The 14,218-nt window shown below is 57.1% G+C and carries 15 protein-coding genes; 4 read left to right on the top strand and 11 right to left on the bottom strand.

Annotated features, from left to right (window positions below; all coding sequences use genetic code 11):
* Positions 1-41: 41 nt before the first annotated feature.
* The 3 genes from JZI28_RS09085 to JZI28_RS09075 are packed head-to-tail and all read right to left on the bottom strand — an operon-like array spanning position 42 to position 3,160.
* Positions 42-857, bottom strand: coding sequence for an SDR family NAD(P)-dependent oxidoreductase (locus JZI28_RS09085; RefSeq protein WP_375699910.1), 816 nt, complete (start codon positions 855-857; stop codon positions 42-44).
* 12 nt (positions 858-869) lie between these two features.
* On the bottom strand, positions 870-1,985 hold the full coding sequence (locus JZI28_RS09080) for an acyl-CoA dehydrogenase family protein (protein WP_375699909.1): 1,116 nt from the start codon (positions 1,983-1,985) through the stop codon (positions 870-872).
* Between the two features lie 5 nt (positions 1,986-1,990).
* On the bottom strand, positions 1,991-3,160 hold the full coding sequence (locus JZI28_RS09075; protein WP_375699908.1) for an acyl-CoA dehydrogenase family protein: 1,170 nt from the start codon (positions 3,158-3,160) through the stop codon (positions 1,991-1,993).
* Positions 3,161-3,328: 168 nt separating this feature from the next.
* Here JZI28_RS09075 and JZI28_RS09070 point away from each other — a divergent pair, with 168 nt between their 5' ends.
* The 3 genes from JZI28_RS09070 (at position 3,329) to JZI28_RS09060 (ending at position 5,696) form a co-directional block, all read left to right on the top strand.
* Positions 3,329-4,324: an NADPH:quinone oxidoreductase family protein gene (locus JZI28_RS09070; RefSeq protein WP_295451730.1), complete on the top strand. Its 996-nt coding sequence runs from the start codon at positions 3,329-3,331 to the stop codon at positions 4,322-4,324.
* Positions 4,325-4,488: 164 nt separating this feature from the next.
* Positions 4,489-4,941 (top strand): type II 3-dehydroquinate dehydratase, encoded by a 453-nt coding sequence (gene aroQ / locus JZI28_RS09065; RefSeq protein WP_375699907.1) that lies wholly within the window; start codon positions 4,489-4,491, stop codon positions 4,939-4,941.
* Positions 4,941-5,696, top strand: coding sequence for a LuxR family transcriptional regulator (locus tag JZI28_RS09060; RefSeq protein ID WP_297338862.1), 756 nt, complete (start codon positions 4,941-4,943; stop codon positions 5,694-5,696). Before aroQ ends, JZI28_RS09060 begins: the two co-directional genes overlap by 1 nt.
* A 511-nt stretch (positions 5,697-6,207) precedes the next feature.
* Here the strand turns inward: JZI28_RS09060 and tsf are convergent.
* The 5 genes from tsf to JZI28_RS09035 form a co-directional block, all read right to left on the bottom strand.
* On the bottom strand, positions 6,208-7,083 hold the full coding sequence (gene tsf / locus JZI28_RS09055) for a translation elongation factor Ts (protein ID WP_295451739.1): 876 nt from the start codon (positions 7,081-7,083) through the stop codon (positions 6,208-6,210).
* A gap of 90 nt (positions 7,084-7,173) precedes the next feature.
* Positions 7,174-7,929, bottom strand: coding sequence for a 30S ribosomal protein S2 (gene rpsB, locus JZI28_RS09050; RefSeq protein ID WP_295451742.1), 756 nt, complete (start codon positions 7,927-7,929; stop codon positions 7,174-7,176).
* Positions 7,930-8,086: 157 nt separating this feature from the next.
* Positions 8,087-8,914 carry a lysophospholipid acyltransferase family protein gene (locus JZI28_RS09045; RefSeq protein ID WP_375699906.1) on the bottom strand — a complete coding sequence of 276 codons (828 nt, stop codon included), beginning with the start codon at positions 8,912-8,914 and terminating at the stop codon, positions 8,087-8,089.
* Between the two features lie 4 nt (positions 8,915-8,918).
* Positions 8,919-9,680: a GNAT family N-acetyltransferase gene (locus JZI28_RS09040; protein ID WP_295451747.1), complete on the bottom strand. Its 762-nt coding sequence runs from the start codon at positions 9,678-9,680 to the stop codon at positions 8,919-8,921.
* 107 nt (positions 9,681-9,787) lie between these two features.
* Positions 9,788-9,970 carry a DUF3553 domain-containing protein gene (locus JZI28_RS09035; RefSeq protein ID WP_295451749.1) on the bottom strand — a complete coding sequence of 61 codons (183 nt, stop codon included), beginning with the start codon at positions 9,968-9,970 and terminating at the stop codon, positions 9,788-9,790.
* A 27-nt stretch (positions 9,971-9,997) separates the two neighbouring features.
* Between JZI28_RS09035 and JZI28_RS09030 the strand changes: the two genes are divergently transcribed.
* Positions 9,998-10,594 carry a histidine phosphotransferase family protein gene (locus JZI28_RS09030; protein ID WP_348154047.1) on the top strand — a complete coding sequence of 199 codons (597 nt, stop codon included), beginning with the start codon at positions 9,998-10,000 and terminating at the stop codon, positions 10,592-10,594.
* Positions 10,595-10,712: 118 nt separating this feature from the next.
* Here JZI28_RS09030 and JZI28_RS09025 read toward each other — a convergent pair whose 3' ends face one another.
* From JZI28_RS09025 to obgE, 3 genes are all read right to left on the bottom strand, one after another.
* The gene (locus JZI28_RS09025; protein WP_295451753.1) at positions 10,713-11,978 is read right to left on the bottom strand and encodes a glutamate-5-semialdehyde dehydrogenase; all 1,266 of its coding nucleotides are present in this window, start codon (positions 11,976-11,978) and stop codon (positions 10,713-10,715) included.
* A 101-nt stretch (positions 11,979-12,079) separates the two neighbouring features.
* Positions 12,080-13,186 (bottom strand): glutamate 5-kinase, encoded by a 1,107-nt coding sequence (gene proB / locus JZI28_RS09020; protein ID WP_375699905.1) that lies wholly within the window; start codon positions 13,184-13,186, stop codon positions 12,080-12,082.
* On the bottom strand, positions 13,174-14,208 hold the full coding sequence (gene obgE / locus JZI28_RS09015; RefSeq protein ID WP_295451759.1) for a GTPase ObgE: 1,035 nt from the start codon (positions 14,206-14,208) through the stop codon (positions 13,174-13,176). The genes proB and obgE overlap by 13 nt, the downstream gene beginning before the upstream one ends.
* Positions 14,209-14,218 lie beyond the last annotated feature (10 nt).

The following is a 14,218-nucleotide window of genomic DNA, read 5'->3' as shown; positions in this document are numbered from 1 at the left end:
CTTCCTTATTTCAGAATATTACGGGTCAACTTTGACCTTTTCTATTCCATTACGCTGCCAAAAATATTCTGACCGGACATGACATTGATACCACCTGAAATCGGCACCACCGCCCCTGTGACATAGGCGCCGCCCTTGCCGCTGAGAAACAACACAGAACCCGCGATATCCTCGTAGCAGCCAACCCGGCCTAGGGGGACATCGTTGCCGACTTTTTCCCGCTTTTCCTCGTCGCCGGTGGCAAAGGCGGTCATTCTGGAAACAAAGGGCCCAGGGGCCAGCGCATTTACCGTGACATGCTTATGGGCCAGTTCCTTGGCGAGAATTTTGGACATATGAATGACCGCCGCCTTGGAGGCGGAATAGCTATAGGCGCCATCCCCCATAGGGATTTCCCCCATGACCGAGCCAACATTGATCACCCGCGCCGGATCTCCCAGCTCACCGCTTTTGATCAACATTGGCAGCAAGCGACGGGTCAGATCAAAAACGCCAGTCACATTGACATTCATCACCTTTTCCCAAGCCTGATGGGGGAAGTCCTTGAGCTCTGCCCCCCAGGTGATACCAGAGTTATTCATCAAAATATCAAGCTGTTCGGTGCGGGATTTAACCTCAGCCACCAGGGCGATGATGCCCTCTTCGGTGCCGACATCGCCGGCAAAACCTTCGGCCGAGCCCGGTGCATCCAATGCGTTCAGCTCTTGCGCCACGGCTTCGCAGGCATGGCCTTTACGCGAGGCGATCAAGACCCGGGCGCCAGCCCGAACCATGGCTTCAGCCGCCATCCGGCCAATGCCGGTTGCGCCGCCGGTGATCAGTGCGGTTTTGCCGTTGAGTGTAAACAGATCCTGCATCTCAATCTCTCCTTAGAAGCCACGCAATTGGGCAACCAGCCCGGCGTGATAGCCATAGTCCCCCAGCCATTCGGCTGCGACCCGGGCGCGTTTCATATAAAAACCCATGTCGAATTCATCGGTCATGCCAATGCCACCATGCATCTGCACCCCTTCTTGAACCGATTTCTGGGCCGTATCTGTTGCCCGCGCCTTGGCGACCGAGACCGCAAGTGTCGCCTGATCTGGAGTTTCGTCCAGAATACGGCCGGCATTCAACACCGCAGAATGTGTGAGCTCGATTTCGCACCACAGATGCGCTGCCCGATGTTGCAACGCCTGGAAACTGCCGATGGTAATGCCAAATTGTTTGCGCTCTTTCAGGTAATCGGTGGTCAGGGAAAATGCCGCCTCTGCCAGTCCGGTGGTTTCAGCCGCCAATGCGGCCTGTCCGGCCTCAAGCGCGGGCTTCAACACATCAAACCCTGCACCGGGGTCGCCCAACAGGGCCTCGCCTGAGACTTCGACATCGTTAAATATCAAGTCCGCAGCATCACGACTGTCGATCATTTTCAGCGGGTTTTGGGTCAGACCCTGGGCCTTGTTGGCCAGATCAAACAGGCACAGGCCCGCGTCGCTTTTGGCCAAAACCAGAATGCGGTCCGCGTCACAACCATCTACGACAAAACGCTTTTTACCGTTCAACACATAGCCGTTGCCACGGCTTTCCGCAGTTAGCTCAACCTGGTCGGGCGAAAATTTTGCCGTCTCATCCAACGCCAGCGCATAGGTCAGTCCGCCGACGGCGATCTGTTTCAGTTTGCTGGTGGCGCTGTCATCGCTGAATTGGCGCAGCAAGGTTGCAGCCATGACGGCGGTGCTGAGAAAGGGGCTGACAGTCAGGTTGCGGCCCATTTCGCGGGCCAGGACATGGGCTGCTGCGTGGCCCATATCGGAGCCTTCAGCGGCCTCGGGCACCAATACACCGGCCCAGCCGGCTGCAGCCATTTCCTGCCAAAGCGCCGGATCAGAATGCTCGCCACTGTCGCGCATTTCCCGCAGACGCGACACTGGGGCGGATTTGGAGAGGAACCCATGGGCCGCCTCTGACAAGAGGGTTTCTTCCTCTGTTTGAATGAGTTTTGCCATGTTTCTTATCCTGGAAGGTTCAAAATGCGACGGCTGATAATCGAGAGCATCACCTCGGAGGTGCCCCCCTCGATCGAGTTGGCCTTTGTCCGCAGCCAGGACGATGCTGGCGTGTCTCCCCAGGTCAATGCATCAGCCCCATCGGCAGCCATGATCAGTTCAAGCCGCGTCTTGTTCAGTTCGGTTCCCATGTACTTCAGCATGGCAGAGGCATCGCCAACGCCCTGGCCGCCTTCGGCCTGATCCTTGTACCGCTCCAGGGTCATCGCCATTGCCAGGCTATCCACCTCGGCCCGCATCGCATCACCGCGCAGCACAGGATCACTCTGACCGGTTTCGCTCTCGGTTAAAACCGCCCCCAGGGCACGGCCAGATCCCATGGCATTGCCGCCATTGCTGATCATCTCGCGTTCATGGGTCAGCAGGTATTTCGCCACATCCCAGCCCCGATCAATGGTGCCAACAACTTGGGTCTTTGGCACCTCGACATTTTCAAAAAAGGTCTCACAAAACGGCGACGCGCCGGAAATCAGCTGGATCGGACGCGTGGTAATTCCAGGGCTGCGCATATCCATAAGGACAAAGGAAATACCGAGATGTTTCTTGGCGTCACGATTTGTTCTGAGCAGAGCAAAGATCCAATCGGCGCGATCCGCATAAGAGGTCCAGATCTTTTGCCCATTGACCAGCCAGGTCTCGCCCTGATCCGCAGCATGGGTCTGTACCCCGGCCAGATCAGAGCCGGCGCCGGGCTCGGAATAGCCCTGGCACCAGCGAATTTCGCCACGGGCAATGGGCGGCAGGTAATGCAGTTTCTGCTCTTCTGTACCGAACTTCAAAAGCGCCGGCCCAAGCATCCAAATGCCAAAGCTATCCAGTGGCGAACGCGCGCCAATGGCCTGCATCTCCTGCTTCAGAATTTTGTCTTCATCCCGGCTAAGCCCTGCACCGCCGTAGGCTTTGGGCCATGTGGGCACGGTAAAACCACGTGCTGCGCAGCGATCCAGCCAGATCTTTTGTGCCTCGCAGGTAAAGACCCAAGTGGTCCCACCCCAACAGATTGAACTCTCGCCAGCTGCACCATCGCGCATTTCTGGCGGGCAATTTGTCTCCAACCATTCCCGGACCTCGCGCCGAAACTCGGCGTGATCGTGTCCCGCGTTAACTTCACCCATGATGTGTCTTCTCCTCAGTCCCGCGCTCCAGAGCCTCCCATGGCCTATGGCGGTTTCACAATGTAGAATTACATTTCGCTATGCCATTGACAACGCGGCTGAGGGACAGAAGACTTTACGTAATTTTAGGAAACATAAGGCGGCCGCCGGGCTGCCGGAAGGAAAAATATGAAATCTATGCTCAGCACCACCCCGGGTGGACCGCAAACACTTGTCTGGACCGAACAGCCGGATCTGAGCCCTGGCAAGGGGGAACTGCTGGTTGATATTCGCGCTGCTGGCGTCAACTTCCCTGACACGCTGATCATTCGTGATCTCTATCAGATGAAGCCGCCGCGCCCCTTTGCCCCGGGTGGCGAGATTGCCGGGGTGGTGGCGGCCCTTGGCGAGGGAGTCAGCGGATACGAAATCGGCGACCGTGTGCTGGCCTTGACCGGCCATGGAGGCTTTGCCACGCAGATCTGTGTGGCGGCGAAGCAGGCCGTGAAGTTCCCAGATGCGATGCCTTTTGAGGATGCTGCGGGCTTTGTCTTTACCTATGGCACCTCCTATCACGCACTCAAGGACCGGGCGCAGCTTAAAGCCGGGGAAACCCTGCTGATTTTGGGTGCCGCCGGCGGCGTTGGTGCTGCGGCAATTGAGCTGGGGAAATCCATGGGCGCAAAGGTGATTGCGGCGGTGTCATCCGAGGAAAAAGCAGCCTTTTGCAAGAAGATCGGCGCCGATGAAACTCTGGTCTACAGTCGCGAGATGAGTCGCGATGAGCAGAAAGAGTTTTCGAACAATATCAAAGAGCTGTCCGGCAAAGCTGGCGTTGATGTTGTTTATGATGCGGTGGGCGGAAACTATGCAGAACCAGCGCTTCGGACGATGGCTTGGCTAGGGCGCTACCTGGTTGTTGGTTTTCCTGCCGGCATCCCGGAACTTCCGCTGAACCTGCCGCTGCTGAAAGGCTGCGATATTCGTGGCGTATTCTGGGGCGCATCGGTCTTTCGTGATCCCAAGGGCCATGAAGAAAACATGGCCGAGCTGCAGGAGCTCTATGGCGCAGGCAAGATTAAGCCACAGATTTGCGATGTCTTGCCAATGACAAAGGCCGCAGATGCGTTGGAGATGATGCAGGACAGGCGTGTTATGGGCAAGGTGGTTTTGACCAACAGCTAGACCAAACAAAGGTGCAAAGATTCAGGTTGGCGGCCAATTGGGTACGCCAACCTTTTTTTCGTGCGATATTAGCAACATACTGCGTGCAAAACCGCGTTCAATCGTTTCGCTTTGACTGTGCAAAGCTGCCGTTTCACCTTAATCTCAGACACAGGGGATATGTAATGCATAGCTTATTGATACTGAACGGTCCTAATCTCAACCTGCTTGGAACGCGGCAACCCGAGGTCTATGGGGCTGAAACCCTCGAAATGCTTGAAAACAGCTGCATTCAATATGCACAAAAATCGGGGGTTCAGGCGCAGTGTTTGCAATCTAACCACGAAGGCGTTCTGCTGGACGCCATACATGATGCCCGTGGTAAACATGCTGGCATTGTTCTTAATGCTGGCGCCTATACCCACACCTCTGTGGCCCTGATGGATGCCATTTACTCGGTTGAGATCCCCACGGTTGAGGTTCATCTGTCCAATATCCATGCCCGCGAGGCCTTTCGCCACCAGTCCTATATTGCCCGTGCGGCGATCGGACAGATATGTGGTTTTGGCCCTCAGGGCTATTTGATGGCGATTGATGCTCTGGTTCAAAAACTGTCTCAATCAAGCGATATAACCTGATGACAATGTTGGAATATCTTCACTTTGTTTCCGGCGCAAAAAGCATCGAAGAGCTGTGGCATGCCCATGTATCGAAAATGGCAGAATATGGGTTCCACCGTCTAATCTACGGCTATACCCGGTTCAAAACCGAAACCTCGCTGGGCGATCCCGACGATTTTGTCATTCTGACCAACCATGATCAGAAATACATTTCTGGTTTCCTGCATCAGGGCCTCTACCGCCAGGCTCCGATGGTGCTCTGGGCGCTCAAGAACGAAGGCGCCCGCAGTTGGGAAATGATCCGCAAAATGCTCGACGACGGCCAGTTGGGCCCAGCGTCCAAACAGGTGATCGAATTCAACGAACGCATGCAGCTGACGGCCGGATATACCATCAGTTTTTTCTCTGCTTCCAAACGCTACAAAGGGGCAATTTCCCTGGCTGGTAAGCCCGGAATTTGCCAGAGCGATCTTGACGAAATGTGGCGTGAGCATGGTGAAGATATCATTCTGATGAACAATGTGGTTCATCTTAAGATCCTGACCCTGCCCTATGACTCGCCGAATCGCAGCCTGACCAGTCGCCAGCGCGAAGCCCTGGAATGGGTCGGAGACGGAAAAACCACCCAGGATATTGCTCTGCTTATGGGGCTGACCCCAGCGACCGTAGAAAAACATCTTCGCCTGGCGCGGGCGTCGCTATCGGTGGAAACCAGTGCCCAGGCCGTGCTAAAGGCGGCGCTGCAAAACCAGATGTATGTGCTTGAAAACTGAAACAGTTTTACTGTCTTAGGTCGATCGGCAAAAACTACAGATGATTTACATCTTTTAGATGTGCCTTCCCTTGGGGGAGCTGCCGTCATTCGGGTATGGAAAACACTACTACACGAAAAGTTAAATATCGGGCACTATGGCACCGTTCCGTGAGTGGTGGCTTTGGCCTAGGAACTTTGGGAAATGACCCTTGCAATACCAAGGCTCTCAGACCTGTTCGGTTTCTGGCGTGTATTTTTCCGCGCCAGTTCCGTGTTAAAGAGGGGTCCCATCCATCCCCATCAATGGGGCCTCTCCACCCGCTCCTCTTCCTTCGCGAGTTCGATGATACCCCAAGCATTACAGCTTGCGCCTTGCGCCGGTGTGTTGCTGCTATTGGACTGGTTTTGCGGTTGCGGTAAATCTAGCCAGTCTAGCTAGGGAGCATTTTGCCCGGCCTGCTGTCTTTTTGACAAAAAAAGGGGCTGACGGAAAACCGCCAGCCCCTGATCTTGGATATTTGGAAGGACGTTTAGCCCTGAGCCGCTTTTGCAACTTCAGCTGCAAAGTCTTCTTTTTCGACTTCGATGCCTTCGCCAACTTCCAGACGTACAAAACCGGTGATGGTGGCGCCGGCTTCTTTTGCCGCAGCTTCAACGGTGAGGTCTGGGTTCACAACGAACGGCTGGTTGAGCAGAGTGGACTCACCAACAAATTTCTTCATGCGACCAACGATCATCTTCTCGATGACAGCCTCAGGCTTGCCGGATTCGCGAGCGATATCCATCTGAACCTGCTTTTCTTTTTCAACAACCGAAGCGTCCAGGTCTGCTTCTGACAAAGCTGCAGGGTTCACAGCTGCGATATGCATCGCAACCTGCTTGCCAAAGGCTTCGTCGCCGCCGGTCATTGCAACCAACACGCCGATTTTGCCCATGCCAGCGGTCACGGCATTGTGGACGTAAGAGATGACAGTGTCACCTTCGGCAACAGACATACGACGCACGGACATGTTTTCACCAATGGTGGCGATCTTGTCAGTGATAACGGCTTCGACGGTCTTGCCACCCATGTCAGCGGCTTTCAGTGCCTCAACATCGGAAACACCCAGGGCAGCTTTGGCGATGCCGCCAACCATTTCCTGGAATTCGGCGTTCTTGCCAACAAAGTCGGTCTCGGAGTTCACTTCAACCGCAACACCTTTGCCGCCTTCAACAACAACGGCCACCAGGCCTTCTGCTGCTGTACGACCGGATTTTTTGGCTGCTTTGGCCAGACCTTTGGTGCGCAGCCAGTCAACGGCGGCTTCCATGTCGCCATTGGTTTCGGTCAGCGCTTTTTTGGCGTCCATCATGCCGGCGCCGGTGGAGTCGCGCAGTTCTTTAACGAGTGCAGCTGTGATTGCCATCTTTAGGCTCTCCTCAAATCAAAACGGAATTGGGGCAGGTGATAGCCTGCCCCGCATGTCAAAACTGTGACAGGTAGCGTCGGCGGGTGCTTATTCAGCAACTGCTTCTTCTACAGGCGCCTCTTCCAAGGCACCAAGGTCAACACCGGCGGCACCCAGCTGAGCGGACATGCCGTCCAGCGCAGCACGTGCAACCAGGTCACAGTACAGGGAGATAGCGCGCGATGCGTCATCGTTGCCTGGGATCACAAAATCAACGCCATCAGGGGAGCAGTTGGTGTCGACGATTGCCACAACTGGGATACCCAGTTTTTTGGCTTCGGCGATGGCCAGCGCTTCTTTTTTCACGTCGATGACGAACAGCAGATCAGGAACACCGCCCATTTCGGCGATACCGCCCAATGAGGCCTGCAGTTTGCCCTGGTCACGTTCCATGCCCAGACGCTCTTTCTTGGTGAGGCCTTCGGCGCCACTTTCCAGCTTTTCGTCAATTTCTTTCAGGCGTTTGATCGACTGGGAAACGGTTTTCCAGTTGGTCAAGGTGCCGCCGAGCCAGCGGTGGTTCATGTAGTACTGTGCGGATTTTTCAGCGGCTTCGGCGATGGGGCCGGTGGCCTGACGCTTGGTACCAACAAAAAGAACGCGGCCGCCCTTGGCAACGGTGTCGCGGACGATCTGCAGGGCCTGGTCCAGCATAGGAACAGTCTGTGTCAGGTCCATGATGTGGATGCCGTTGCGTGCACCATAGATATAGGGTGCCATACGCGGGTTCCAGCGCTGTGTCTGGTGACCAAAGTGTACGCCTGCTTCCAGCAGCTGGCGCATGGTGAACTCGGGAAGAGCCATGCTTGTATTCCTTGTTTCCGGTTTCAGTCCTCGGTGGGGGTTCAGAGCATTTGCTCCAACCGGCGGCCCATTTGGGGATTTCTCCCCCAGACAGGCCAAACCCCACCTGCGGGTTTGATGGCGCGCGTATAGGCCAGGATGACCACCTGTGCAAGGGCTATTTGCGCATCTTCGCATGTCCCTGTCGCACGATGCGTTCACATTCCGCCGCCAGGGCCTTGCGATTGGCAAAATCACTGACCTTCAGCGGCGCGTGGTAGGTCAGCTCAACCCGTCCTTGGCGCCGCGAGGCCAGGGTTTTCAGCAGGTGCGGTCCGAACTCCATATCGCCCCACCAGCCATAGAACCGCTCTTCTGCCTCTTTGGGCGCATGGAACACTGCAGATACCGGTTGGATGTAGCAAATGTCCCGCAGGTGTTCCCCAAAAAACGCCGCAAAAAGCGTTGTTTTAAAGGGCAAAACCCGGAGCCCATCGGTGGAGGTGCCTTCGGGAAAAAACAGCAGCTTATGTCCTGCCATCAGCCGTGCCTCAAACAGTTCGGTTTGCTCTTTGGCGCGGGCGCGGTTGCGTTCGATAAAGACCGTTCCAGTGGCACGGGCCAGCCAGCCAATGCCGGGCCAGGCGGCGACCTCAGCCTTGGACACAAAATAGATGCGTTTTTTGGCGTTAAGCGCAAAAATATCCAACCAGGAGGTGTGATTGGCCACCACGGCACCGCGATGGTTCATCAGGGTGCCATGGGCCGTAAAGCCGATCCCCAGAATACGAAAGGCATTGCGACAGACAAACTGCGTAATAAAGGGAGTGACAGGCCGGTGCAGTCCACAGAGCGGCCGCTCGACCAGACGTATCAAGAGCAGGATTATTAATCCGCCAAACACTAAGGTTCCCAGCACACTGGCGCGCAGTAGGATCAGCCCCCAGCCAGAGGGCGAGATCCGCAGCGGCTCCGGGGGCTCGCCTTCATTCCAGGTCGCAGACATCTTGTTAAGCCCGGGCCTTCGGAGTGCTGTAGAACCGCTTTTGTCGTTCAGTCATACGAGCGGTATCCAGGATCATAAGCACATCGGTGGTGTTAAACCCGTGGTCTACAAAGGCACCATCTCCCACGGTGCCGCCCAGGCGCAGATAGGCCTTGATCAAGGCCGGGCACTCCACCATGGCGCGCTTGCGGTCTACTGCGCTGGCCTCCAGAAGGTCCATCGGCTGATAGCTGCGGGATTTGCACCGCAGGGGCGGTGGCGCCAGGTAGTCCCGGTTCAGCACCGACAATGGCCCGGAAAGCGCGTTCAGATCGGTGCCGGCAAAACTGGCAGTCCCAAACAGGATTTCAATATCGTGCTCAGACACATAGGCATTGAGACCCACCCAAAGATAAAACAGGGCTTTGCCACCGCGAAACTCTGGATGTAGGCAAGACCGGCCCAGTTCCAGCAAGCGCCGCCCAGAGCGGGTCAGTGGGCTCAGATCGTATTCGGCCTCTGAATAGAACCCTCCGGCGTTGACCGCCTGGTCCGCGCGCATCAAGCGGTACACCCCGACCACCCGGTCTGTTGCGGTCTCACGAATGATCATATGATCACAAAAGGCATCAAACGTGTCTTTCTCCAGCCCTTCGCGATGATCTACCAGGGCGCCGTCAGCGCCCATTTCGCTGACAAAGACCTCATAGCGAAGCGCCTGGGCCGCGCGCAGGTCTGCGTCGGTTGTGGCCAGCGAAACAGTGAATTCAGTTTGGGTTTCAGCCATGTACCAGGGCTTTCCTAGATCAGTTTGCGGCGCTGATAGACCGCTAAGGGTGCAATAGGCAAGGTTTTCGTAAAACTCTCCGGGGTTTCTTAACTATTCATAAACCGTTAAGCCTCATTCACTAGAATCAAGGGAACACGCGTCCCGTCAAAGACCAATTTTCCCTGGTCCGGGAAATTGACAGTAATTTTGCCACCTGCATTGGATTGGACTTCTCCAGGTCCCCATTCAGGATGATCCGGGTGCGTAACGCGCATGCCGGGGGCAAGGAAGGCATTGAGGTCGATCATGTGATGGGCCCAATTCGGAGGAAAGATATGGCCGTAGATACCGCCAATTTGGCCGCTTTGATAGGGTCCAGAATTTGTCACGATTTGATCAGCCCCGTCGGCGCTATCAACAACGGATTGGAACTGCTGGCAATGTCCGGTGCTATGGCCGGACCGGAGCTTGAGCTGATTTCCGACAGTGTGTTGAATGCCAATGCGCGCATCCGGTTTTTCCGCATTGCCTTTGGCGCTGCGGGCGATCAGCAGATGGGCCGGGCAGAGATCGTCTCGGTTCTGGATGACATCAGCAAGGCTGGCCGCCTAAAGTTCCAATGGGATTACGCCGACGGGTGCAGCCGCAGCGCCGTACGTATGGCCTTTCTGGCAGCGCTGTGCCTGGAAACCGCCCTGCCCTATGGCGGAATGATCACCATGACCTGCACAGATGGGAAATGGACGGTGGCGGGCGAAGGCCGCAAGGTCGCTGTTGACGCATCACTTTGGGGCTATCTCGACGATAGCGACACCTCGGCCAGCTTGACCCCGGCGCAGGTGCAATTCGCCATGCTGCCGGCGGCGGCGACAGAGGCAGAATGTCAGCTGGGCTTTGACCATACAGACGAGAAAGTCACAGTCTGGTTTTAAAAAACCTGCTGTCAGACCCTGACAAAAATGATCATAGCAAAAGCCCCCTATCATCTGATCGGGGGCTTTTTTATTGCAATTTCAACTAGGTATTGGGCGATCTAGATACCCTGGAATCCTAGGCCCGCACTGTGCCGTCGCCACGCACCAGGTATTTAAAGCTGGTCAACTGGGCAGCGCCGACGGGGCCACGGGCATGCATCTTGCCGGTGGCAATACCAATCTCCGCCCCCATGCCAAATTCACCACCATCGGCAAACTGGGTCGAGGCATTATGCATCAGGATTGCACTATCGAGCTCAGCAAAAAACTGAGTTACGGCAGCTTCATCCTCGGTAATGATGCAATCAGTATGCTGCGAGTGATATTTGCGGATATGCGCGATCGCATCCTCGATATCCGCCACGGGCTTTGCGGCAATAACCTTATCCAGGAACTCTTTGCCCCAGTCTGCCTCCTCTGCGGGCGCCATGCTCTCGGGGCCAACCAGGCCGCCAGCCGCGTGGATCTCCACCCCGGCTGCCGCCAGTGCGGTCAGCACGTCGCGGCCAATTGTATCGACGATATCCCGGTGGATCAGCAGGCATTCCGCGGCACCACAAATCCCGGTGCGACGGGTTTTGGCGTTTAGCACCACGTCGAGCGCCTTTTTAGGGTCGGCAGATTTATCCAGGTAGATATGCACGATGCCCTCAAGGTGGGCAAAAACCGGCACCCGCGCCTCGCGCTGCACCAATCCCACCAGGCCCTTGCCGCCACGGGGCACGATGACGTCGACATATTCTGTCATGGTCAGCAGCTCTTGCACCGCTGCGCGGTCCCGGGTTGGCACCAGTTGGACCGCATCCTCGGGCAGGTTTGCGCCGCGCAGGCCTTCGGCCAGACAGGAATGAATGACCTGGCTGGAATGAAAGCTCTCCGACCCGCCGCGCAGGATCACCGCATTGCCGGATTTCAGGCACAGTGCCCCGGCATCCGCCGTGACATTGGGGCGGCTTTCATAGATCACGCCGATAACGCCAAGCGGCGTTCTTACCCTTTGGATATTCAGCCCCGAGGGCTGCTCCCATTCTGCCAGCACCTCGCCCACGGGGTCAGGTTGTTCCGCCACTGCGCGCAGCCCGTCGACAATGGATTGAATGCGGGGCTCATCCAGCATCAACCTGTCCATCATTGCGGGCGACAGGCCCTTGGAGGTGCCATAATCAAGGTCTTTGGCGTTGGCGGCTATGATCTCGCTGCGGCGCGCCCAGACGGCATCGGCGGCGCCGATCAGGGCGGCATGTTTGCGTTCACCACTGGCTGTTGCCAGGGTTTGCGCTGCGCGCTTTGCGCGAATGCCAAGATCCATCATCAGCGCGGGAATATTTTGTGTCTCTGTCATCGGTCTCTTCTAAGCCTTGTCTGTGAGAGGCTGCTGCCGTTCAGTGGCTGCCAGATTAGGGCAAGCAACAGGCCGGTTTCCAGCCCCAAAAAGGAAAGGGATCAGAGCGCCATATCGTCCCGATGGATCAAAGCAGCCCGGCCGGGATAGCCCAGGGCCTGTTCGATTTCGGCAGATTTGCGCCCCTGAATGGCGCGGGCTTCATCGCCGGTGTAGCGTGACAAGCCCTGCCCCAGGTTGCGTCCCTCCGGGCTCTGGATGGCCAGGGGATCCCCCCGGCCAAAGTCACCCTCCACATGACAGACCCCTGCGGGCAATAGGCTATTGCCGTTTGCCAGCGCGCGCGCTGCCCCGGCATCAATGGTCACCACGCCGCGCGGCTTCATCGCTGCGATCCAACGCTTGCGGGCAACCTGCGGATCATCCAGCGCGGTGAACCAGGTGCAAGGTGCGCCGTCTATAAGTGTTTTCAAAGGGTTCAGGGGCGATCCTTCGGTGATCACCATGGCGCAGCCTGCGGCTGTCGCCATCTTTGCCGCCAGCACCTTGGTGATCATGCCGCCCTTGGACAGGCCAGACACGCCATCGCCGGCCATGGCTTCGATCTCGGGGGTGATCGCGTCAATCGTGTCATAGCGTTTGGCGCTGGGATCCAGCGCCGGATTGGCACTGTAGAAGCCATCCACATCCGACAGAAGCACCAGCGCATCGGCCCCAACGGTCACCGCGACCTGCGCTGCCAACCGATCATTATCGCCATAGCGGATTTCATCGGTGGCAATGGTATCATTTTCGTTAACGATGGGCACCGCGCCCAGACCAATCAGCGTCTCCAGTGTGGCGCGTGCGTTCAAATAACGGCGTCGGTCGGCGCTATCCTCTAGGGTGACCAGCACCTGGGCGGTGGTTACGCCATGGGGCGCCAGGGCCTCTTCATAGGCGCGCGCCAGACGGATTTGCCCAACAGCGGCCGCAGCTTGTGATTTTTCCAGCGGCAGGTCAGCGCGCGGCAGCCCCAGAACTTCGCGTCCCAGCGCGATAGATCCTGACGACACCAGGATAACATCCTTGCCCTTGGACTTGAGCCAGGCCACATCATTGGCCAGCGAGTGCAGCCAGCCCAGGCGCAGCTTGCCCGTGGAGCGATCCACCAGCAGGGCTGAGCCGATTTTTACAACAATGCGGCGCGCGTCGATCAGGGCCGCCAAGGGTCTTGTTCCTCGACGGGTTTTTGACGAATGCGATCATCGTCGATCTCGGCGCGCACTGCGCGCAAAACCTCGTTCAACCCCTCACGGCTGACCCCAGACATCATCAGAACCTTGTCGCCAACAGCCGCTTCCAGGGCAGCAAGCGCCTCGGCGCGCTCTTCCTCATCCAGGGCGTCGATCTTGTTCAGGGCGGTCACGCGTGGCTTTTTGGCCAGCTCACCGCCATAGGCTTCAAGTTCATCAATGATGGTCTGATAGTCGCCGGCCACATCATCCGAGGTGCCATCCACAAGATGCAGCAGCACAGCGCAGCGTTCTACGTGGCCCAAGAAGCGATCGCCAATGCCTTTGCCCTCATGTGCGCCGGCAATCAAGCCGGGGATATCAGCCATGACAAATTCAGTGTTATCAATGCCAACCACCCCAAGGTTCGGGTGAAGCGTGGTGAAAGGATAGTCGGCAATTTTGGGCCGCGCATTGGAGCTGGAGGCTAGAAAGGTGGATTTGCCCGCATTGGGCAGCCCCAGCAGACCAGAGTCCGCAATCAGCTTTAGCCGCAGCCAGATGGTGCGCTCAACGCCTTCCTGGCCGGGATTGGCGCGCCGTGGCGCCTGGTTGGTGGAGGATTTGAAGTGCAGGTTGCCAAAGCCACCGTTGCCGCCCTTGGCCAGCTGAACCCGTTGGCCGATCTCGGTCATATCCGCCAGCACGGTCTCCTGATCCTCGTCCAGGATCTCGGTGCCGACTGGCACCCGCAGGATGATCTCGTCGCCATCCTTGCCGGTGCGCTGCCGCCCCATGCCAGACTGGCCGTTGTTGGCAAAGAAATGCTGCTGATAACGAAAATCAATCAGCGTGTTCAGCCCATCCACGGCCTCAGCCCAGACCGAGCCGCCCTTGCCGCCATCGCCGCCATCCGGGCCACCGTATTCGATGTATTTTTCGCGGCGAAAACTTACGCAGCCGTTACCGCCGCCACCAGAGCGAATATAGACCTTTGCCAGATCAAGAAATTTCATGGCGGCTCCT

The organism is Pseudophaeobacter sp. TrK17, assembly GCF_042192375.1.
In the GTDB taxonomy this organism is placed as follows: Bacteria; Pseudomonadota; Alphaproteobacteria; order Rhodobacterales; family Rhodobacteraceae; genus Pseudophaeobacter.
This window is presented reverse-complemented; position numbering and strand designations above follow the sequence as displayed.